Genomic DNA, 20,925 nt, shown 5'->3' with positions numbered 1-20,925 from the left:
TGATGAGCAAGGATGAAATGGGTATGAGCAAACCTGCCCCGCTAGCAGCGACTGAGGTCCTCGTGCGATGCGCGGAGCGAACCCGTCGATACGACTTCTCGATCTGGTTTTGGGGAGACGGGATTGCGATCGACGGGCTTCAAGAAGCTCGCGAGCTGGCAGCGGATGAGGCATCTGGAGAGCATGCCCTCCGCTTCTTACAAAACTGGACCGAGCAAACGCCGTCCTGGACCGACCACCTCACCCCGGGGCTCGCGCTGGTGAAGGCCGTCGGGCGCGATCACCCTTCGGCCCAGCGCCTTGCACAGTGGTTAGCCAACGTCCCGCGCTCGCCGGACGGAGCTCCGCTGTATCGACCCGATCAGCCGCAATACCGACATACGGTGTGGGTGGACTCGATTTATCACGTGCCGCCCTTCCTCGCGGCGCTGGGAGGCGAGCAGCGCAGGGACGAGGCGCTCGAAGCATGGAAGTCGCACATGGACGTGCTGCGGGATCCGAGGGGCCCTTTCCTGCGTCATAGTTTTGACACGGGAACGGGAGTGGGCCACGGCTATGGGTGGGGCCGTGGCAGCGGCTGGGCCCTGCTCGGAATGATCGATACCCTGCGATTGATGGAGCAGCCGCCACTTTGGGCGCAGCAAGACTTTGCTGAGCTGGCACACGCGGTGCTGTCAGTACAAGACTGCGCAGGAATGTGGCGAACGCTTTTACATGATCGCGAGGCTTACCTGGAATCCTCGGCGACAGCCTTCTTCGGCGCCGCATTTACCGCGGGCGTCGCGGCAGGGTTGCTGGGTCCGGAATTTGCCGAAGCGGCTGACCGCGCATGGCAAGCAGTCGCCGGGCGAATCGATGCGGACGGATCCTTTTGGGGAACGTCGGCCTGCACCTGGGCCGGTGCCGCAGATGTCGACGACGATCAGATGTACCGAACTCTCCCTACAGAAACCAACGTGTGGGGTCAGGGCAGCATTTTGAGATTTGCAGGCGAACGCCTGCGAGCCGGATTGGAAGGCACGCAATGACCGAAGAATCCATCGAAGATCTGGTGATCTACGAGCACACCAGTGAGCACGTAGCGCGAATAACGCTCAACCGCCCTGCAAAACTCAACACCATCACGCCCGCGATGGGTGTTCGTGTGGCCGAGTTGGTTCGGCAGGTCAATGACGACGACGCCGTACGGGTGGTGGTGCTCACGGGAACCGGACCGAAGTCTTTCTGCGCAGGCAGCGATGTGAGTGCCCTCGATCAGTACGGCACAAGTTGGCAGCTTCGTAATCGGGTGGATTACGCGCGCGCCATCGGAAACGTCCGTAAGCCGGTGATAGCCGCCATCGACGGCTATGCGTTCGGCGGTGGACTTGAACTGGCGTTGTTCAGCGACATTCGCCTGGCCACTCCGACGTCAACCTTCTGCGCTGCCGAAATCAAACTCGGCTGGCACGGGGGAGCAGGGGCGACCCAGCTTCTGCCACGGATTATCGGCTACGGGAATGCGCTGCAATTACTTCTTACCGGTGACCGACTTTCTGCGGCAGAAGCCTGCGCGATGGGGCTAGTCCAGCGGGTGGTTGAACCGGAAGTACTCCTGAGCGAAGCGGATGCTCTCGCAGCGCGGATCGCAGCCAATGCGCCCATCGCGGCGCAGTATGCCAAGCACCTAGTTCGCGTATCCATGAGCACAAGTCTTGAGATAGGTCTCGGTTACGAGAACGACACCTTTGTGTACGAGCACGGCACACAGGATGCCGCTGAGGGGCGCGCAGCGTTCGCAGAGCGGCGCCCTCCACAATTTACCGGCGAATAGTTCTACCTACCAACGGTTTCAGCCGAAAGGACACCGCGTGATGACGAACGAGACGAATACGACTGAGGTTGCACCCGGCTTGATGCGGATCGTCGCGCCGATCGGCGAGCGGTTCATCGCGAGCTATCTCTTTCGCGGAGAGGAGGCAAGCCTGATCGTCGACACCGGTTTCGACAGCAGCGCACGGGAGGTCTTCATTCCCGCGCTCGAGTCACTGGGTGTCACGCCCGAGAGCCTCAAATATGTGGTGTCGACACACTGCGATTTTGACCACACGGGCGGCAACGCTGCGTTTCGTGAGTGGTCTCCGAACGCGACATTTGTGGCTGGCGAGGCCGATCGTCACCAGACGGAGTCTGTAGAGGCTCTGATTGTGGAGCGGTATGGCGAGTTGGCCTGTCATGGAGTCGACGAGACCGAGGAAAGCAAAGCCGGTATACGCGCCGCCACGCAATTGACGCGGGTAGATGTGGGGATGCGCGGGGAGGAAACCTTTCGCCTCAGCGAAGACTGGAAGGTCTGCCTCGTGCACACTCCGGGCCATTCGTATGGGAGCGTGAGCATCTGGGATCCGCGTAGCCGTGCGTTCGTCATCGGTGATGCAGTGTTGGGGGCGACGGTGCCGCTAGCGAACGGGGAGCCCGCCTTTCCGCCGACCTACCGCTACCTCGATGACTACTTGGCCACGGTGGCGCTCGTGCGCAAGTTCGCGCCGGCCCTGCTTCTTACTTCCCACTACCGGGTGATGGACGCTGAAGCGGCCACTGACTTCCTCGACGAAACCACCAAGTTCGTAGACGAGTTGCAGAGTTCCATTGATTCCCAGTTGGCGGAAGGACCGCAGACCCTCACCAGCATCATCAATGGTGCTGCTCCGCTGTTCGGGCCGTGGGACCCAACCGCTTGGCCGTATCTGGGACTACCCGTCTACGGACACGTGGAACGGATGCAGGCACGCGGTGAGTTGGAGATAGACCACAGCACCACTCCCCCCACGGTGCGCTCTGTGGCAGGGGTGGCGTCATGAGTCGACGCTTGCGGGTTGGCGCAATCGGAGCCGGGTGGTGGGCTACAACCAATCATTTCCCTCTGCTGGCTGCCCGGGACGATGTGGAACTTATCGGGGTAGTCCGACCGGATGAAGAAATATTGCACACCGTCAAAAAGGAATTCGGGTTTCAGACGGCGTTCACCGACTATCGGGATTTGCTCAAGGAAGATTTAGACGCGGTGATCGTGTCGACACCGCATCACGTGCACTTCGAACACACGATGGCCGCGCTCGCCTCAGGAGCCCACACCCTGTGCGAGAAGCCCATGACCCTGACCGCGCTTGATGCCTGGAAAATCGTGAAGGAAGCAGAACGTAGAGAAAAGAATGTGCTGGTTCCTTTTGGATGGAACTATGCGCCTTTCATCGTCGAAGCCCGCCGCGCACTTCACGATGTCGGAATCGGAGAAGTCGAATACGTGCAGGCATTTATGGCCTCACCGACCAAGCAGTTCTTCTCCGGCGCTGGAACCGTGCCGTCCCAATGGACTCCCTCCATCGCATCGCCGGACCCAGGAACGTGGCAAAACCCGCTCCAAGGCGGGGGCTACGCTCACGGACAATTGAGCCATCTGGTGGCGCTGGCACTGTGGTTGACCGACCTGCGAGGAGTTTCTGTCCGAGCACTGGCCTCAGGGCCGGGGGCCGGGGTGGATCTGTACAACTGCTCAACCGTCGCCTTCAATAACGGAGCTCAGGGAACGCTCGCTGGCGCTGGCACGCTGCCTGACGACGACAAGTTCCAGGTTGACATTCGACTTTTCGGAAGCGAAGGCGTTCTACTACTCGATGTCGAACGAGAACGGGCCGAAATTCGGCGTCACGACGGTGTCGTGTGGTCGGCTTCCCCGCTAGCGAACGAGGGAGCGTATCAATGCGTCGAACCTCTCAATAGGTTTGTTGATCTGGCTCTGGGTCGGGACGTGGAAAATAATTCTCCCGCGGAGCTTGGAGCGCGCACCGTTGAAATAGTGGCGGCGATCCAAGAGTCCAGCTTCCGCGACGGAGAAAAGGTGTTCATCGAGCAGCTGACCCTGGCGGATTAAACAGATGCCGCGGCCGACTTAGCCCGGGTACGCCTCGAGGGCCTCGGCGAACTTCGCAATATCGGCCTCGCAGGCGTACACCGGGGTCGAGAGCCTCGCCCACCCCGATCCGTACATCGGGAACAGGACGGCTTCTACCTTCGCCACGTCGCTCAACCACCGCGCAGCATTCCCCAGTTGCTCGGGTGCCACCACTGCTTCGGGGACCTCCACCACAATCATCGGTATGGCGGGAGACGGGTCCAGAACCCTTCCACCCCAGCGGTGATGCAAGAAGTCGTTGGCCGTCCGGGCCACAGATACGGAGCGCTGCCACAGCACTGATCCGCCCAGCCACTCCAGGAAGGCGATGGCCGACGGCGTTGCCAGCGCCGGCGTGACGTCATGCGTGCCGCTCCAGTCGAAGAGTTGCGGATAGTTCCATCCATTGGCGTGGGAGATAACTGGGGACTGCATGGACGACCGCCACTGGGGCGCCACCCAGAGACCCGCGGAGCCGCGCGGAGCCCCTACCCATTTGTGAAAGCTGCCGATCCAGAAGTCGCAGGGAAGGTCCTTGGCTGGGTGCTCGATCGGACCGGGCGCGTGAGAGGCATCCACGAGATAGGCAACCCCTCGGTCCGCGAGTGTGGACCCCAATTCGTGGACCGGCCACACGCGCGCAGACATGGTGCTGATGTGGTCTGTGACGACAAGACGCGTCCGCGAACCGACCTTGCTCAGAAGCCGATCGACGCACTCGTTCACGGGTGTCAGGAAGGGGGTAGGTACCGACACGAGCTCAGCATCTGCGCGAGAGCAAGCCCGCTGCACTGCCATGTGCACGGACGGATAGAGATCGTCGGGGACGACTACCTGATCGGATGCGCGCAGAGGGAAGGATTCAAGAACAGCGCTCGCGCCCGTCGTGACATTTTCCACCATCGCTAGACCGCCGGGGTCGATGCCGCAAAACGCGGCCAACGTGTGCCGAGTGGTGTGGAACTCCGATTCGAGCAGATACCGCAGCTCGCGGTTGGAATTGGCGTCGATGCGGTCCTCGATGCGGCGGCGCTCTGCGACTACGAACTGCGGTACGGCGCCGTAGGACCCGTGGTTGAGATGGACCACGTCTGGGTCTAGCCGGTAGAGCGCCCGAATCGCCTCGATGTCGGTCAACCCGGGGGGTGGAGAATTGAGTGGCTGCGTACGAGTCGCGGTCACGACTTGACGCTGCCTGCCAACGCGCCTTGGACAAGGAACCGCTGGGCGAAGGCGAATACGATCAGCATCGGAATCATGCTGATAACTAGTGCGGCAGCTTGTGTTTGCTGTCCTGTGCTGTACTGGCCGACGAGGCTTGCCGCAGCCACCGTGACGGTGGGATTGCCGCTTGCACCCGTAAACACGAGTGCGAGAAGGAAGTCACCCCAAGACCAGACAAAGGTGAGCGCCGCGAGTGTGGCCAATGGAGGCAAACTCAGCGGCAAAACAATAGCCGTGAACTGCTTGACGGTTGACGCGCCATCCACCCGGGCCGCTTCAAATATTTCCGTGGGCAATCCGCGGTAATAGGCGTACATGAGGTAAGCCCCGAAACGAGCCGCGACCAGACCGTAGAGAATCCCCAGGAACCACAATTGATCTGCAACCCCCCAGTCGCTCGCTGCAACATAGAGGGGGATGAGCCAGACAGGAGCTGGCAGCGCTTGGCTGGCGAACGTCGCAATGCGAACAAACTTCGCGGGCCGACTGTTGTGGCGCAGGAAGAAGAATCCAGCAGTGGTGGCGAGCGCGCAGGACACCAGCACGCCGATAACAGAGGTGTAGAGGGAGTTGCCCATCGCTAATCCGAGCCCGCCGGCGGTCCAAGCCCGCGATAGGTGCTCGAAGGTGACGGCAGAGGGGATGATGCTGACCGAGTTTTGTAGGTAGTCGTTCGGAGTGCGCAGGGCGGTAACGACCATAAAAAGGAAGGGGTAGAGGAATGGGATCATGGCCACCCATAGCCACGCCACGGTTCCCCATGCCCTCATCTGGCCTTTGAGCGACTGGCGCGGTTTTTTAGGGGCCGATTCGATCGGGACGCCGCCTTGTGCTGTTGCTGTTGTCACAATTATCGATTCCTCCGACGCTGCCAGCCTTGCCCACCAAGAGCTCCCACGACTCCCAGCACGACGACGATGACGAGCATGATGACCATCTGCGCCGCTGCGATCCCGAAGTTGCCGAAGACGAGAGCGCTTTCATAGATGCGGAAGTCGAGGGTGCCGCTCGAATCCCCGGGTCCTCCTCTCGTCAGCGTGTAGATCCACGGAAACATCGAAACAAACACGGTGATGAAGAGAATTGCCGCCCAGACTTGAATCGTCGGTTTTAACGTTGGGATGATGACATAGCGGAATTGAGCCCAGAAACCTGCACCGTCTAGCTCGGCAGCCTCGAACAAATCAGGCGGGGCGGCACTGAGAGCAGCGGAGAAAATCACCACACCCGTGCCGAGAGTGGCCCACGCGATCACCGCCACGATGACCGGTTTGACGGTACTCGAATCGACAAGCCACCCTCTGGTCAGCGAGTCCAAACCGATCGCCCGCAGCGCTTCGTTGAGGGGACCGAGGGGCGCGAGAATCTGTACGAAGAGCAAGCCCATCACTGCGGCCGACACGATCGAGGGGAAGAACAGGATCGACCGGAAGATAGCTGGTCGGGACACTCCTTTTCGCAGGACAGCAGCGAAGAACAGCGGCAAGAATGTCCACAGCGGGACCGCTAAAAGGAAATAGAACTGGTTGAAGATGATCGTGCGGAAGGACGGGTCTGTGAGCGCATCCTGGTAATTCTCCAGCCCAACAAACGGGCTGTCGTACCCAGGGTCCCATCTCGTGAAGGACTTGGCGATCGCCTCAAAACTCGGAGCGATAAAGACCAGAGTGATGCCCACAAGAAGAGGAAGGATGAAGAGCCACTCCCATCGGGAAGTCTCTTTGACGCCTCTGCTGCTTCGACGTATCTGGATCGCCACTACCCGTCCTTCCGCACGAAGAAGTTACTTCTTAGTCTTATTGACGAGATCTTGAGCCGCTTGCATCTGGCCGATCAGATCATCAGCACTGAGGTCGCCGGACAACAGGAGCGTTGCGTTCTTCCAGATAGCAGCGCCGGCTTCTGTTGACATGACCATGCCCAGGTGATTATCCGGAAGTGCGAGCCAATCAATTGTCTGCTGCACCGGTGCGTAGTCACTCTTCGGCGCGGTTGCGCTATTGGCAGGCAGCTCTCCACCCTGGTCGAACAGCATCTGCTGAGGCTCTTGACTCTGGGTGAACTTGATGTACTTTGCCGCCATGTCAGGGTTTTTCGCCCACTTTGTCACTGCCCAGCCAACACCGGGCCCAGCAACAATGAAGTCCCCATATTTGTCGCCCGGAATCTTGGGGAACAGCGCAACGCCCAGATCGGCGCCCAGCGGCTTCTTGTACAGCTGGCCGCCCTCACTCAAGTTGCCGAAGTGGAATGCTGCTTTGCCTGCCGCGAAGTTATTGCGTGCCTCGGAGAAGACAGTGATTCCCTCTGCGCCAGGGGTATACAGACCGCGTTTTTGCAAGTCCTGAATTGCGTTAAGTGCCCACACGTTTCCGGGATTGTTCATCGGAACGCTGCCATCGGCCGACTTCAACAACTCGTCCTGGCTCAGCAGTTGGGCAGTGGCATTCTGGGTGTACCAGGAGATTGCGTAGCCATCCTTCATTCCGAGGTTCATGGGAACGACGCCGGCGGCTTTGCACTGCTCCAAAACCTTGACAAAACCGTCCCATTCGCGGGGAATTTTTTCAGGATCGGCCCCGCACTGCTTCACAAGTTTTTTGTTGACGTACAGCAGGTTTCCCTCGCTCAGGATCGGAGTCACGTAAGGCTCGCCGTCGATCTTCTGAGTGTCGGTGCCGTATTGGAAGCCCACTAACCCCTTGCGGTCTTCCGCGGTGTAGTACGAACCAAGCCCTAGGAGGCCTTTCTGGAACTCCAGGGTTGCCGAGGAGTTGTACGCCATGACGACATCTGGACCGGCCTTAGCTGCGACCTGGCCACGGAGCAGGGTGAAATAGTTGTCGAATGGAAGACCGACATGGTCGATCGTGACACCAGGATTGGCCGCCATGAACATTGCGTCAATCTTCTTCAGGGTGGGGCCGACAGTGGTGGGGTCGTCTCCGACCAGCCAACTTTGAACCTTGATGGTTACCGGACTCGCTGCACTGGCACTGGCGCTCGGACCCGCCGCGTCGGAACCCTTAGCCCCGGCACTATCTGAGCTAGAGCTACACGCGGTGATAGCGAGTGCAGCAGCAATGAGGGCGGCACCAATGCCTACCCCTCGCCGATTCTGTGTGATCACGTGCTTCTCCTTCGAAGACATTCCATGGACGGGAGGTGGCATCGGCTCGATGGCGATGCCACAAAGACGTGGTCTAAGCATAGGATATAGGAAATGTAGTTGCAACCCCTATTGTAGGATCTTTTATCAACTGATCCGAGGTTCCTTGTCGTCGGACAGTAGTGGAGCGGGGGCTAGAACCACTGCCTCGCCTCGTAACGCCCACGCTACTTTCGGTCGAAGCAGTGATGGCTTGGATGTGCGAGCGTAGCGAAATCACGCGGGTCATTGCTGAGGCAGCGCGGTGTGGCTGGTTGGCGCACCGTGAAGATGACTAGATTGTTGCGTTGCCTCGGTCGCCTCGCCAGCGGTAGCGCTCGCAGTACTCTTGCTGCCGCGCGTACGGCCATTTGTAGTACACGACATCGTCAGAGAGCCGGTGCACGTCCCGAGGTGTTCGCCCTTTCGGATATCAGCCCGCACCCCGAAGTATTTCCCCGCGGGGGACCGTACCCGATCGGGGTTGACGGTATCGGACGCGAATTACCGGCGACTCCTAACGTCAGGTGGCTCCTACGCCCGTGCAGGCGTCGCCGATGCCGCAGCTGCGGCAGCCGCTGGCAGCGCGTCCGCGATCTGTTGCAACGCAAGATCATCATGGGCAGCAGATACAAACCACGCCTCGAAAGCGGAGGGCGGCAGATAGATTCCAGCATCGAGCATGGAATGGAAGAACGCTGCGTATCGGAACGATTCCTGCTCGCGGGCATCGTCGTAGTTGAAGACTTGCTCGGCGGTGAAGAAGATCGAAAACAAGTTGCCAGCTCTTTGCAGCCGGTTCGGAACGCCGGCGGCATAGAGCGCATCAGAGACCAAGCGCCCGACAGTGTTGGCGGTTTCGTTGAGGTGTGCGTACACGGTGTCGTTGAGGCCGCGCAGGTTAGCCAGGCCAGCGGCGGTGGCGACCGGGTTCCCCGACAGCGTCCCTGCCTGGTAGACAGGTCCTTCCGGAGCAAGCAACGCCATGACGTCAGCTCGACCGCCGAAGGCTCCGACGGGGAGCCCGCCGCCGATCACCTTGCCGAAGGTGAGCAAATCCGGCGCCCAGCCCTGCGCCACGGGATCTAACCCAGCTGCTTCCAACCCGTACATGCCTGCTCGGGAGAGCCGGAAACCCGTCATCACTTCATCCGAAATGAGCAACGCACCGTTGCGGTGGGCAATTTCTGCCAGCATTTTGTTGAACCCGGGCAGTGGTGGAACCACTCCCATGTTGGCGGCGGCCGCTTCGGTGATGACGCAGGCGATCTCGTCGCCGTACTTGCTAAACGCAAGCTCGACCGCAGCGATGTCGTTGTAGGGCACTACGATCACGTCAGCTGTGGTGGTTGCGGGTACGCCAGCGGAATCGGGTAGCGCTAACGTTGCGACGCCGGACCCGGCCGACGCCAACAGCGCATCGACATGACCGTGGTAGCAGCCGGCAAACTTGACGACCTTGGTCCGCTTGGTGAAGCCGCGGGCGAGCCGGACGGCAGACATTGTTGCCTCGGTGCCTGACGAGACCAGGCGCACCTGTTCGACGGGCGCGACTCGCCTGACGATTTCCTCGGCAAGCAGGACCTCACCCTCCCCGGGCGTGCCGAAGGAGAGCCCGCGAGAGACGGCATCGGTAACTGCGGCGATGACGTCGGGATGGCTGTGACCCAGGATCATCGGACCCCATGATCCGACGAGGTCGACGTAGTGCTTCCCGTCAACGTCCGTGATCCACGCGCCCCGGCCAGATGCCATGAAGCGGGGAGTGCCCCCGACGGAGCGGAACGCACGCACCGGCGAATTCACACCGCCGGGAGTGACCGTGAGCGCGCGGGCAAAAAGTGCTGCGCTGGCGGGGGAGTGGGTGGTCATCGAGTTCCTGCTTCCTGGTTGAGCCAGCCGGCGACTTCAGCCGCCCAGTAGGTGAGAGTGAGGCTAGCGCCGGCCCGTTGGATACTGAGCAGGCTCTCCACGATGGCGCGATTTCGGTCGATCCAGCCGCGAGCTGCTGCCGCTTCAATCATGGAATATTCACCTGAAACCTGATACGCAGCAACGGGAACGTCAACGGAGCCTGCGACGTCGGCGACGATGTCGAGGTAGGACATGGCCGGTTTTACCATCACCACGTCGGCGCCTTCGGCGATGTCCAAGGCAACCTCGCGGAGCGATTCGCGCCGGTTGGCACTGTCTTGCTGATAGCTCCGTCGGTCGCCGGTCAATGCGGAGTCCACCGCCTCGCGGAAGGGGCCGTAGAAAGCCGAGGCATATTTCGCAGCGTAAGCCAGGATGACGGTGTCGGTGTAGCCAGCAGCGTCCAGCGATGAGCGGATCGCGCCGACTTGGCCATCCATCATTCCCGAGGGGCCAACGACATCGGCCCCGGCGGCAGCCTGCGCGATCCCCATCTCCTGATACCGCTTTACAGTCGCATCATTATCAACAGCGCCGCTGGCGGTGAGCACGCCGCAGTGTCCGTGGTCGGTGAACTCGTCCAGACACAGGTCCGCCATCAAAACGGCTGCATCGCCGAACTCTGATTTCAGATCACGGAGCGCGACGTTCAAAATACCGTCCGGGTCGGTGGCGCCGGAGCCGATGGAATCTCGATGGGCGGGGATACCGAAGAGCATGAGCCCGCCGACTCCGGCGCTGATAGCCTGCGCCGCAGCTCTTTTCAGCGAATCCCGGGTGTGCTGGACCACCCCCGGCATTGACGTGATGGCCGATGGCTCACCGATACCCTCCTTCACGAACAGCGGGAGGATGAGATCAGCTGGGTGTAAACGTGTTTCGGCCACCAAGCGGCGAAGCGCCGGAGTTCGCCGCAAGCGGCGCGGACGGTGCTCCGGCGCGGTGAAGTTCTCCATCATCTGCGTGCCCTCCTAGTGCTACTTTGCACTGCGTGAGAAAGAAACTGCGGCGGAAATAAGCCCGTCGGCCAGCGCCGAGGCAGTTGCCTCAGCAGCCGTGAACGTCACAGTGAGGCCAGCGTCTCGGGCGGCCGCGGCCGTGGTGACGCCAATACACCCGACAACCGTCTCCGATGATGGAATTGCGGCCTGGGTTAGGGCCCGCACCGTAGATGGGGAGGTAAGCAGCACAGCGTCATACTGCCCCGATTCAAGATCCCTGACCACCTCCGCGGGCGGCGGTGTCTCCAGTGTCAGGTAGGCGGTGAGCCGCTCAACGGTGTACCCAGCCTGCGTGAGACCCGCGGCCAACGTGCCCAGGGAAATCTGAGATGACGGCAATAAGACCGATGCGCCACCAAGTGCTGGCGCTGGCCAACATGCGGCCAGCGCGGCTCCGGAAAATATTTCCGTGGGGGACAGATCGACCCTCCACCCGGCAGCGCGAGCGGCGCCAAGAGTGGCCGGTCCGACTGCTGCAATCTGCGTCTTGGCCGGGATGGCGAGTTTCAACGCTGACAAGGTGTTCGCTACGGCTGCAACGCCGTTGGCGGAGGTCACACCCACCCACTGGAAATCGCCCGCGGCCAAGCGGTGCGCCGCAGCGTCAAGTTCCGTTCTGTCCACAGGCTGCGCAATCTGAATCAGTGGCACTGCGCTCACCGTCGCTCCTGCATCGGCCAGTATGTCCACGAGTTCGCCTGCTCCCCGGCCTACCAGCACTCGCCAGCCCGCGAGAGGCCCTGCAGAACCCGGTGCGGCAGAACCCGGAGCGTTGGTCACCCCGTTGCCATCAAGGCGGCGGCGCCTTCGGCGAGCAGCTGCGACGCCAGATCAGCGCCAATCACCTCCGCGTCGGCGGCGAAACCGCTTGCGCTGCCGCGAAGCTCGGTGCTTCCAGAGGGTGCAAAGACTGCGCCGAGGATCGTCATCTCATCGCCGCTGATCGTTGCCAGCGCGCCCACCGGGGCAGTGCAGCCAGCCTCAAGTACGGCCAAGAATGAGCGTTCGGCGGCGATGCAGGCACGGGTGGCGAAATCGTCGAGCTGACCGATACACGCTTGGTAGAAATCGGTATCGACGTCGGCAGTGCGGCACTCCACTGCAAGCGCGCCTTGGCCGGGCGCCGGAAGCATCTGTGCTGCCGTCAAAATCTGCGTGATGCTGCCTGCGAGGCTGAGGCGATTGAGCCCGGAGGCTGCGAGCACTACCGCGTCTAACTCGCCGTTACTGACTTTCCCGAGCCTGGTCGGCACATTTCCGCGCAGGTCCGAAATAGTCAGGTCTGGCCGAAGGCGCAACAGCTGTGCAGCGCGCCGCGGCGAGCCGGTCCCTACTTTCGAACCCAGCGGAAGCTCATCCAATGTGAGGTCGTCTCTCGCGCACAGTGCATCTGACGGGTCCTCCCGTGGCGGCACGACCGCCAGCGTGATGCCGTCGACAGGAGCCGTAGGTAAGTCCTTGCAGGAGTGCACGACCAAGTCGACCTCGCCCGCAGCCAGCGCCGCGCGAACGGCGGCGACGAAAACACCGGTTCCGCCGATGGTCGCCAGGGGCCCCAGGTTGATGTCTCCCTCGGTGCGGATCTGCACAAGTTCGACAATGCGTCCCGTTGCGGCTTCCACAGAACGCGCGACAATGCCGGATTGGGTCATCGCCAACGCGCTGCCCCTGGTCCCCAACTTCAGGGTTCGCGGGATCACCGAAGTACGCTCAGCGCCTACCATTCACGGCCTATCCCAGATGCTTCCAGACGCTCGGTTTCGATCCCGGTGCCCTCCCAATCTGCGGCAGAATCCCGAGCGGACGTGGTGGGTTTGACGGCGCGGGCGTTGCGGCAGCAGTTGACCCCGCAGATATTCGGCGAGGCTGGACGGTCCGTGATCACCTCGGCGGGAAGGGACGGATCGAGACGCTGCTCCACTAAGTCTGCGAGCGCGCTCACAAACCGGGGGTCGGTGCCGGGAGTAGCGACCCGAGCGAAGAAGAGTCCGTGCTCGCCGGCAGTCTCCTTCGCCTCGTTGTCCAGATCCCAGACAACTTCGACGTGATCAGAGACAAACCCGATGGGCACCACGATCACGCCTGCCCTGCCCTGCGCTGGCAGGCCGGAGATGATGTCGTTGACGTCAGGGTCGAGCCATGGCATGGACGGCGGACCGGACCGGGACTGGTAGCCGAGTTGCCAATTCAGCGAGGTGCCCAACGTGTGCTCGGCCGCGGCGACCACGGTGGAACACGCAGCAAGGTGTTGCGCCACATAGGCTCCGCCGGTGCCCGGGGCGTATGTCCCCGCGGGCCCGGAGGTGTCGGCCATGGAGTGGGGGATGGAGTGCGTGGTGAAGACCACTTCTACATCCGCAGCGGATAATCCCGAACGTATCGCTTGATGGACTGCTTCAACGAGGCTGTCCATCACCGGTTCTAGGAATCCGCGAGCGTTGTAGTAGTGCCGAATCTTGTCGATTCGCATTTTGCCGATCAGGTTGGTCTTCTCCAGCGCCATGCCGAAATCCTCCCGGTACTGGCGGCAGGAGGAGTAGCACGAATAGGCCGAGGTAGCCAGGCCAAGCAGCCGAGTCTGGCCATCGGTGTGGGCCTGCTCCACGACGTCAGCCATGTAGGGGGCCCAGTTGCGATTGCCCCACAGCACCGGCAGGTCGATGCCACGGCGGGTCAGTTCAGCTTGCAAAGCCGCTTGCAGGGCACGGTTTTGGTCGTTAATCGGCGACGATCCGCCGAGCGCCTGGTAGTGGTGCGAGACCTCAACCAGTCGCTCTTCGGGAATCCCGCGACCGCGAGTCACGTTGCGCAGGAACGGCATCACGTCTTCGGAAGACTCGGGACCGCCGAAACCGGCGAGCAGGACAGCGTCCCAACCCGGTGTGAGCGGCGAGGAAGCGGGCGAGGATGGTGACGACTGAATTGTCATTATCGGATCACCTCGACGGCCTGGGCCGCGTCGACCCGGCGGCCGGTGAAGAACGGAATCTCTTCGCGGACATGAAGTCTCGCCGTGGAGGCGCGCAGGCTTCGCATCAGGTCGACGATGTCATGCAGTTCAGTAGATTCCAGCGCGAGCATCCATTCGTAATCACCCAACGCGAACGCGGCGACGGTGCTGGAGAGCACCTGATTGAACTCGCGGCCCATGATCCCGTGTTCCATCAACATCTCTCGCCGCTCCGCGTCAGGCAACAGATACCACTCGTAGGAGCGCACAAACGGGTACACGCACACCCAGTCCAGGGGCGCCGATCCAGCGAGAAACGCCGGTACGTGGCTCTTGTTGAACTCGGCGGGGCGGTGCAGCGCCATGCCGGCCCAGGTGTTTCCCATGCTCCGGCCAACGCTGGTACGGCGGAACCGGCGGACTGCATCTTGGAGTTCTTCAGCGGTATCGGCGTGCCACCACACCATGAGGTCTGCGTCTGCGCGGAGCCCGGAGACGTCGTAGATGCCGCGAACCACGACGTCCTTGGCCTCGAGGTCGGCAATCAGCGCCTCGAGTTCTGCGGCGGCATCTGCCGGGTCGATGTCGAGATCGTCGAGGCGGGAGAAGACGTTCCACGATGTGTAGCGAATCTTGTCGTTAATGACCCGGGCAGAAATCTTGGAAGGTGCCGCTGCCGCAGTGGGTGCAGGCCCCGCCACCGGCGTGGCTTCGTCCGTGGCAGCTGTGGCGGAGGTAACAGGGATATCAGGCGAGCTCGTCATACGCTCCATCTTCCTCTAGTTGGATCGGGTTGCGACTGGAGGAAGTGCTGTTGTGAGGCAGGTCTCGCGCTACGCGGCGGGCATCATCGATGACCGCGGCTAACCCGGTTCCGGCCAACCAAGCTCCGGTGACAGCGAGTCCAGGTAGATGTTGAGCGGCCTCCCGAATAGTGTCTGCCGCGGCAGCGTGACCAGGCGCCGTTCTCGGCTGCACCGCGGCCCACTCGGTCAGCGCGACATCGCGGAGGTCGGCCTCGCCAAGCGCCACTCCCAGCAAGTCGCTGGCGTCGGCGAGGGCTAGACGCGGAAACTGGTCTGCTGTTGGCAGGTCACCGCTTCCTCGGCCGTAGGACAACCGCAGCACGTGCTGGTTGTGGCCTGCAGCCTCCGCGAGCCATGCCCATTTCGCGGTTCCGTGCGTCAAAGCCTTGGCGCTGACGCCCCCGACGCGCGCCGAAACAAGCATTCCGGAGCCGCGGGGGGAGCAGTTGAGCTCGGGCTTGTTAACCACCAATGTCGCCAGTAGGACGCCCGTGGTCAAGGCTGCCGCCGGCCAGTTGGCCCCGGGCAGGAGCGGTGTCAATAGCATCTGCGCCGCTTGAGCGGGCGCCGCAACCACCACCGACCGCGCCGTCAGCTGGCTGGCTACGCCGTTGATGATGGCGCTGACGTGCCAGAAATTTTCTTCTCGCCACAACCCGGCAACGGGCGAATGCGTCCAGATGTGGCCGCCAGCCTGCGTAATCTTCTCAGCCAACACGTCGATCAGCGTGAACATCCCGCCGCGCAGGCCGTTCACCGCGGAACCGGCGGGGCCAGCCGCTCCTCGCATGGCACCGGCAGCTCCCGCCAGCGAGCCGGCGGTGAGGAAGTTGGCTGGCAACCCCGGTGCAATGCTGGCTATTTCGAGATCCTCAGGATTGGCGGAGTGGACACCACCCACCACGGGTTCCACGAGCCGCCGCAGCACACGGGAGCCCATCCGTTGACGCACCAGAAAGCCCAGGGTGGTGCCGGCGGCAACACCCCTCGCAGGCATCGCCCGGTCTGCGGCAGCACGCAGCGAACCGGTTACCCCGATGACGCGTCGGACGTCTCGGGCAAATGGCCTGCTGGGAATGCCCAACCAACTAGCAACCGGCAACGGCGCTTGCCCGCCCGCAAACCGCACCCACGCACTTCCTGGTTCCGGGGTGACGACGAACTCCGCCATGCCTAGGTCGTCAATTAATGTGCGGACCGCGGGCCGAGCAATGGCAAACGATTCCGCTCCGGCGTCCAGGTCCAGACCGCCGACCCGGTGTCGACGCACTGCGCCGCCCAGCAGCGGTCCGGCTTCCAAAACGGTGGGCGTCCGGCCATTCCGGGTGAGTTCGAAGGCGGCTGCCAACCCTGACGCGCCACCGCCTATAACGAGGACGTCCAGCGCCTTGTCCATCATGTGGTCCTCGCTTGCGGTTAGACCCGTTGCTGATGGACAAATTCCACCAGTCTGGTCAAAACATTCGGGTCGGTGTCGGGTGGGACGCCGTGACCCAGGTTGAGAACATGCCCCGGTGCCTGTGTGCCACGCGCCAGGATGTCGAGCGTGTGCGCGTGCAGTACGTCCTGGCCGGCGAATAGGAGTGCGGGATCAATATTTCCTTGCAGAGGCACGGTGCCTGCGAGGCGGTCGTTAGCAACATCGAGTCCGATCCTGTGGTCGACCCCCACTACTGTCGCGCCCGCATCCCGCATCGCGGGAAGGAGCTCACCGGTGCCAACGCCGAAATGCACTCGAGGTATCGGGAGGTCTGCCACCGCGGCCAGCACGGCAGCCGAGTGTGGAGCTGCGTAGCGGGTGTAATTAGCCAGCGACAAGCCCCCGGCCCACGAGTCAAAAAGCTGGACCGCTGACGCGCCCGCCAGTGCTTGGGCGCGCAGGAACAGTGCTGTCGCGCGAGCTACCCACGACGCTAACGCATCCCAGGTTTCGGGTTCGGCGTACATCAAAGCCTTGGTGCGCAGGTGTTCTCGCGAAGGGCCTCCCTCAACGAGGTAGGACGCAAGAGTGAACGGTGCACCGGCAAAACCAATCAGTGGCGTGCTCCCAAGTTCGGCGACGCAGATCGCTGCGGCGGCGGCGATCGGTGCTAGCGCGGCAGGATCCAGTTCGGGTAAGGCGGCAACGTCGGCGGCAGTGCGCACCGGCTTACCGACAACGGGACCAACGCCGGCCACTATGTCCACGTCGATACCAGCCAGCTTCAGCGGCACAACGATGTCGCTGAACAAGATGGCCGCGTCCACTCCGTGTCGGCGAACAGGCTGCAGGGTGATTTCGGCTGCGAGCTCAGGCCGCACACAGGATTCGAGCATCCCGACGTCTTTGCGAAGTTCCCGGTACTCGGGCAAGGAACGGCCCGCTTGCCGCATAAACCACACGGGCTGACGGTGTACTCGCTCACCCCGATAGGCGGCCAGCAACGGTGAGGAAGCCGTTCGGCCGTCGTTGACAGGGTGGTCGGATGGGAGCGCGTTGGTTTCAGTCATGACCCCACCATTGTGCCAGGGACGACCTCGTCGTCCTCATCCCGTGGCGAGCATGACGCTGGACACAGTGTCGAAAAATTGGCATTTCCGCAGGTGAAGGATGGCTGCCGTTAGGGTCGCCTTACTACATACAGTGGAGCGTCGCCTGTAGCATTTCGGATGTGCTCATGGTCCTTGGTGTCTCCCATCATGATTTGGAGCTCGCCGACCTTGAACGCTATTCCGCTGGGGCCAGCGAGCTTGGCGTCAACCTCTTTAACGCTGATACATCGGTGCAAGCATCCTCGCCCATTGCTGGCGTCGCAGTCTTGGCCACCTGCAACAGGGTCGAGATTTACGTGGATGCTCTGAGATTCCACGACGCGGTTGACGCCGTGACGCACGAGCTGGCAGCGATCACCGGCATCGAGGAATCGGTGGTCGCAGGCCAATTGCATGTTCGGGTCGGTGCCCCCGTGGCGGCTCACCTGTTTGCCGTGGCAGCCGGGTTAGATTCCATGGTCGTTGGCGAGGCCGAAATCTCGGGCCAAGTCTCCCGCACACTGCGCCGAGCGCAGCGAGAAGAAACTGCGTCCCCGGCATTGAACAGGCTCTTCCAGAATGCGGCGCGAACCGCGAAAAAAGTAGTGGCTGGAACGGGTCTCGGTGCGGCGGGTCGCTCCGTGGCTTCAGTCGCCTTGGATGTGGCCGAAAGTGGCGATCTGTCAGTGGCTGGCAAACGCGCACTAATTGTCGGCACCGGCGCTTATGCGCGAGTGGTGGCCGCAGCCCTGCGCGAGCGCGGATGCACCGATCTGCTAGTTTTCTCACCCAGCAACCACGCTGAAGCATTCGCTGCCACACATCACGCAAGGCCCGTGCTGGCGGCTGAGCTGCAAGCAGCAATTTCCGAGGTGGCTCTGGTCGTAGCCTGCAGCGGAACCACCGGCGGTGCCCTAGACGCCGACACGATTGCGCTTGCCCGGACGTCCCAACGTGAGCAGCTGACGATCGTAGACCTCGCATTGCGCGCGGATATCTCCTTCGATGTGCGAAGTCTGCCGAACGTGCGTGTGATCGATCTCCAGACCGTGGCAGAAAATGCCCCGGCCGAGCAGGCTGAAGCGCTGATTGCTGCGCAGGACGTGGTAATCGCCGCCGTCGCCGAGTTTGAAGACGACCAGGCGGTGAGAGTGCTGGACCCAGCGGTGATCGCATTGCGCTCGCATGTGTCCGGGATGGTTTCGAAGGAGATGGAGCGGCTGCGGGGCAAATATGACGAAGGCATCGCCGCCGACCTGGAGATGGCAATGCACCGCGTGACCCGCTCGCTGCTGCACACCCCGACTCTGCGGGCCCACGAACTAGCGCGCTCCGGGGACTCAGCGGGCTACCTCAGCGCGCTGCACACCCTTTTCGGTATTGAGCTCACCCCACCCACTCAAGGCTGACAATTATTCGGCTGTGCGGGGAGGCCATTTGCCGAGACCCCCTTCTGGTGCGGGGATCTCGGCAAATGCTTTGGGACAAAATCTACTGAACAACAATCGAGGCGATGTCCACCGGATCTGTGGGCGCAATGCCCGAGATGCCCTTGGCGGCAATGCCATCGAGGATTTCAAGACCCGAAGTGATAGTGCCGAACACCGTGTAAGACGGCGGCAGGGTGGAGTCTGCGTACACCAAGAAGAACTGCGAACCGTTGGTCCCAGGCTCGGCGTTCGCCATGGCGAGCGTGCCACGGGGGTAGGTCTCAGTGCCTGCGAGCTCATCAGCAAATTCGTACCCGGGGCCCCCGGTACCAGTGGCAGTGGGATCCCCGCACTGTAAAACGCTCAGCGAAGGCGAGGCCGTCAACCGGTGACACTTGGTGCCATCAAAGTACTTTTGGCTCGCCAGCGATGTGAAGCTGTTTACCGTGCAAGGCGCTGTTGCCGGCTTCAGCGTGAGCGCGATAGTGCCTTGGCCGATAGTCATCGTGGCAACGGGGGAACCGCTGGTGGCCGCAGTTGCCGGGGGCGGGTTGTTCGACTTTGCCGTCGGGCCTGCCGGGGTGTAAGTGCAGGCGGCGGCCCCACCAGAGGCCGCTGCGGGGGTGCTCACGGCTGCATCCGCCGATGACGGTGACGCCGATGACGCCGGCGATGGCGCCGATGCAACTGCGGCCTTGCCGCCATCGGAGGAGCAACCGCTCATCAAAAGCAGTGCAGTGGCTGCCGCGGCGAGACCGGTAGTGATCTTCTTGGCGGTATTTTTTGTTTGTGTGGCAGCAGGGTGGCGAAGCGAGCTCAACGAGACTCCTAGGTGAGGCGGCAAGGGAAGTGGCGCCGCAGAGAGCAGCTACCCCGAGTAACGGTAGCCCAGACTTGTGTATGCACCACGGACAAACCTCGTCATGGTCCTGTCCTGTCGGTCATCGCTGGCAGGATGAAGTCATGTCCACAGCCACCCCGGTCTTGATCACTGGCGACGAGCAGCTGCTGATTGACCGCGCGGTGCACACTGCCCTCGTTCGGGCGCGCAAGGTGGATCCGGAGGTAGAGCGGCGAGAGGCCTCGGCGGTAGGACTTTCCCTGGCCGACTTCGCTGAGCTCGTGGCGCCGAGTCTGTTCGCCGAGCCACGGGTGGTGGTAATCAGGGGAGCCCATGAAGCGGCAAAGGAACTCGCTACGGAAATCATCAGCTACATAGCTGATCCTGTCGACGGCGTGACTTTGGTGATTCAACACGGCGGCGGAGCGCGCAACAAGGCTCTCGTGGACGCCTGCTTGAAAGTGGGATCTCAGCCAATTCAATGCAGCAAAATTTCTAGGCCGGACGAGCGGGCTACGTTTGTCCGAGCAGAGATCAAAGCCGCCGGCGGCACCACCACTTCCGATGCAGCGCTAGCGCTGGTGGAAGCTATTGGATCGGATCTGCGGGAGTTGGCTAGCGCGGCCAGTCAATTGGTGGCCGACACCGGAGGTTTAGTGGACGACGCAGCGGTCCGCCGGTACTACAAGGGGCGAGCCGACGTCACCGGATTCGCGGTGTCGGACAAAGTAATTGTTGGCGACATTCCTGGCGGTCTTGAAGCTTTGCGTTGGGCGTTGTCCGTAGGCCTGGCACACGTGCTGATCGCAGATGCGCTCGCAGACGCGGTGCGCTCCATCGCGAAGGTGGCAGGTGCGGGACGTGGCAACACCTACCAGTTGGCGAGCCAACTGGGTATGCCGTCCTGGAAGGTTGAGAGGGCTCAAGGCCAGTCGCGCGGCTGGACCCCCGCCGGCCTGGCGAACGCGGTTGCGGTCACTGCGAGGCTGAATGGCGAGGTCAAGGGTGGAGCCGCAGACCCGGACTACGCACTGGAGAAAGCCATCATGGATATCGGCCGTGCTCGACGGATGAAATAGACCTGCTGAACCGCCGGGACACGAGGCAAGGCTTCGCGAGACACCAGCACAACGCACAACAACGGCGACACCTGCCGTAAGGCTAGGTAT

At 62.1% G+C, this 20,925-nt stretch carries 19 protein-coding genes; 6 read left to right on the top strand and 13 right to left on the bottom strand.

The genetic code is table 11. The annotated features are described in order from the left end of the window. Nucleotides 1-23: 23 nt before the first annotated feature. Genes EH165_RS10120 through EH165_RS10105 form a run of 4 tightly spaced genes read left to right on the top strand, consistent with a single transcriptional unit; the run spans nt 24 to nt 3,910 of the window. The gene (locus EH165_RS10120; protein ID WP_164479189.1) at nt 24-1,028 is read left to right on the top strand and encodes a glycoside hydrolase family 88 protein; all 1,005 of its coding nucleotides are present in this window, start codon (nt 24-26) and stop codon (nt 1,026-1,028) included. Further along, nucleotides 1,025-1,813: an enoyl-CoA hydratase/isomerase family protein gene (locus EH165_RS10115; RefSeq protein WP_124799348.1), complete on the top strand. Its 789-nt coding sequence runs from the start codon at nt 1,025-1,027 to the stop codon at nt 1,811-1,813. Before EH165_RS10120 ends, EH165_RS10115 begins: the two co-directional genes overlap by 4 nt. A 40-nt stretch (nt 1,814-1,853) precedes the next feature. After that, nucleotides 1,854-2,840, top strand: coding sequence for an MBL fold metallo-hydrolase (locus EH165_RS10110; protein ID WP_164479188.1), 987 nt, complete (start codon nt 1,854-1,856; stop codon nt 2,838-2,840). Beyond that, complete coding sequence (locus EH165_RS10105) at nt 2,837-3,910, top strand: Gfo/Idh/MocA family protein (RefSeq protein ID WP_124799346.1); 1,074 nt, start codon at nt 2,837-2,839, stop codon at nt 3,908-3,910. Before EH165_RS10110 ends, EH165_RS10105 begins: the two co-directional genes overlap by 4 nt. An 18-nt stretch (nt 3,911-3,928) precedes the next feature. Here EH165_RS10105 and EH165_RS10100 read toward each other — a convergent pair whose 3' ends face one another. The 12 genes from EH165_RS10100 to hemE all read right to left on the bottom strand — a co-directional run bounded on the left by EH165_RS10100 (nt 3,929) and on the right by hemE (nt 17,464). Beyond that, nucleotides 3,929-5,113, bottom strand: coding sequence for an aminotransferase class V-fold PLP-dependent enzyme (locus EH165_RS10100; RefSeq protein ID WP_164479187.1), 1,185 nt, complete (start codon nt 5,111-5,113; stop codon nt 3,929-3,931). Then, nucleotides 5,110-6,003 (bottom strand): carbohydrate ABC transporter permease, encoded by an 894-nt coding sequence (locus EH165_RS10095; RefSeq protein ID WP_124799344.1) that lies wholly within the window; start codon nt 6,001-6,003, stop codon nt 5,110-5,112. The genes EH165_RS10100 and EH165_RS10095 overlap by 4 nt, the downstream gene beginning before the upstream one ends. A 2-nt stretch (nt 6,004-6,005) precedes the next feature. Then, nucleotides 6,006-6,914: a carbohydrate ABC transporter permease gene (locus EH165_RS10090; protein ID WP_124799343.1), complete on the bottom strand. Its 909-nt coding sequence runs from the start codon at nt 6,912-6,914 to the stop codon at nt 6,006-6,008. A gap of 24 nt (nt 6,915-6,938) precedes the next feature. After that, nucleotides 6,939-8,285 carry an ABC transporter substrate-binding protein gene (locus tag EH165_RS10085; RefSeq protein WP_164479186.1) on the bottom strand — a complete coding sequence of 449 codons (1,347 nt, stop codon included), beginning with the start codon at nt 8,283-8,285 and terminating at the stop codon, nt 6,939-6,941. 552 nt (nt 8,286-8,837) lie between these two features. Beyond that, on the bottom strand, nt 8,838-10,175 hold the full coding sequence (hemL, locus tag EH165_RS10080; RefSeq protein ID WP_124799341.1) for a glutamate-1-semialdehyde 2,1-aminomutase: 1,338 nt from the start codon (nt 10,173-10,175) through the stop codon (nt 8,838-8,840). Further along, entirely contained in the window at nt 10,172-11,173 is a 1,002-nt protein-coding gene (hemB, locus tag EH165_RS10075; protein ID WP_124800446.1) for a porphobilinogen synthase, read from the bottom strand. Before hemB ends, hemL begins: the two co-directional genes overlap by 4 nt. 21 nt (nt 11,174-11,194) lie before the next feature. Beyond that, nucleotides 11,195-11,998 carry a uroporphyrinogen-III synthase gene (locus EH165_RS10070; protein ID WP_124799340.1) on the bottom strand — a complete coding sequence of 268 codons (804 nt, stop codon included), beginning with the start codon at nt 11,996-11,998 and terminating at the stop codon, nt 11,195-11,197. After that, complete coding sequence (gene hemC / locus EH165_RS10065; RefSeq protein ID WP_239020523.1) at nt 11,995-12,918, bottom strand: hydroxymethylbilane synthase; 924 nt, start codon at nt 12,916-12,918, stop codon at nt 11,995-11,997. The genes EH165_RS10070 and hemC overlap by 4 nt, the downstream gene beginning before the upstream one ends. Before the next feature lie 17 nt (nt 12,919-12,935). Then, entirely contained in the window at nt 12,936-14,147 is a 1,212-nt protein-coding gene (locus EH165_RS10060; RefSeq protein WP_124799338.1) for a ferrochelatase, read from the bottom strand. Beyond that, nucleotides 14,147-14,932 carry a hydrogen peroxide-dependent heme synthase gene (hemQ, locus tag EH165_RS10055; RefSeq protein WP_124799337.1) on the bottom strand — a complete coding sequence of 262 codons (786 nt, stop codon included), beginning with the start codon at nt 14,930-14,932 and terminating at the stop codon, nt 14,147-14,149. The genes EH165_RS10060 and hemQ overlap by 1 nt, the downstream gene beginning before the upstream one ends. Continuing rightward, complete coding sequence (locus EH165_RS10050) at nt 14,916-16,373, bottom strand: protoporphyrinogen/coproporphyrinogen oxidase (protein ID WP_206425902.1); 1,458 nt, start codon at nt 16,371-16,373, stop codon at nt 14,916-14,918. The genes hemQ and EH165_RS10050 overlap by 17 nt, the downstream gene beginning before the upstream one ends. Before the next feature lie 17 nt (nt 16,374-16,390). Next, nucleotides 16,391-17,464, bottom strand: coding sequence for a uroporphyrinogen decarboxylase (gene hemE / locus EH165_RS10045; protein WP_124799336.1), 1,074 nt, complete (start codon nt 17,462-17,464; stop codon nt 16,391-16,393). 167 nt (nt 17,465-17,631) lie between these two features. On the opposite strand from hemE, the gene EH165_RS10040 reads away from it, so the two are divergent. Continuing rightward, on the top strand, nt 17,632-18,894 hold the full coding sequence (locus EH165_RS10040) for a glutamyl-tRNA reductase (protein WP_239020783.1): 1,263 nt from the start codon (nt 17,632-17,634) through the stop codon (nt 18,892-18,894). 82 nt (nt 18,895-18,976) lie between these two features. Here the strand turns inward: EH165_RS10040 and EH165_RS16545 are convergent, their stop codons facing one another. Then, complete coding sequence (locus EH165_RS16545) at nt 18,977-19,735, bottom strand: peptidylprolyl isomerase (protein ID WP_277870493.1); 759 nt, start codon at nt 19,733-19,735, stop codon at nt 18,977-18,979. Nucleotides 19,736-19,878: 143 nt separating this feature from the next. Here EH165_RS16545 and holA point away from each other — a divergent pair, with 143 nt between their 5' ends. After that, nucleotides 19,879-20,835, top strand: coding sequence for a DNA polymerase III subunit delta (holA, locus tag EH165_RS10030; protein WP_124799334.1), 957 nt, complete (start codon nt 19,879-19,881; stop codon nt 20,833-20,835). The last annotated feature ends 90 nt before the right edge of the window (nt 20,836-20,925 follow it).

Source organism: Nakamurella antarctica (assembly GCF_003860405.1).
Lineage (GTDB): Bacteria > Actinomycetota > Actinomycetes > Mycobacteriales > Nakamurellaceae > Nakamurella > Nakamurella antarctica.
The sequence above is the reverse complement of the archived record's forward strand: the minus strand, read 5'-3'. Positions and strand labels throughout refer to the sequence as shown.

What these genes read in the sequence shown, in the direction of transcription:
- EH165_RS10120 (WP_164479189.1), top strand. Translation starts at nt 24, where the DNA reads ATGAGCAAACCTGCCCCGCTAGCAGCGACTGAGGTCCTCGTGCGATGC.
- EH165_RS10115 (WP_124799348.1), top strand. Translation starts at nt 1,025, where the DNA reads ATGACCGAAGAATCCATCGAAGATCTGGTGATCTACGAGCACACCAGT.
- EH165_RS10110 (WP_164479188.1), top strand. Translation starts at nt 1,854, where the DNA reads ATGACGAACGAGACGAATACGACTGAGGTTGCACCCGGCTTGATGCGG.
- EH165_RS10105 (WP_124799346.1), top strand. Translation starts at nt 2,837, where the DNA reads ATGAGTCGACGCTTGCGGGTTGGCGCAATCGGAGCCGGGTGGTGGGCT.
- hemL (WP_124799341.1), bottom strand. Translation starts at nt 10,175, where the DNA reads ATGACCACCCACTCCCCCGCCAGCGCAGCACTTTTTGCCCGCGCGCTC.
- hemB (WP_124800446.1), bottom strand. Translation starts at nt 11,173, where the DNA reads ATGGAGAACTTCACCGCGCCGGAGCACCGTCCGCGCCGCTTGCGGCGA.
- EH165_RS10060 (WP_124799338.1), bottom strand. Translation starts at nt 14,147, where the DNA reads ATGACAATTCAGTCGTCACCATCCTCGCCCGCTTCCTCGCCGCTCACA.
- hemQ (WP_124799337.1), bottom strand. Translation starts at nt 14,932, where the DNA reads ATGACGAGCTCGCCTGATATCCCTGTTACCTCCGCCACAGCTGCCACG.
- EH165_RS10050 (WP_206425902.1), bottom strand. Translation starts at nt 16,373, where the DNA reads ATGATGGACAAGGCGCTGGACGTCCTCGTTATAGGCGGTGGCGCGTCA.
- hemE (WP_124799336.1), bottom strand. Translation starts at nt 17,464, where the DNA reads ATGACTGAAACCAACGCGCTCCCATCCGACCACCCTGTCAACGACGGC.
- EH165_RS10040 (WP_239020783.1), top strand. Translation starts at nt 17,632, where the DNA reads ATGGTCCTTGGTGTCTCCCATCATGATTTGGAGCTCGCCGACCTTGAA.
- holA (WP_124799334.1), top strand. Translation starts at nt 19,879, where the DNA reads ATGTCCACAGCCACCCCGGTCTTGATCACTGGCGACGAGCAGCTGCTG.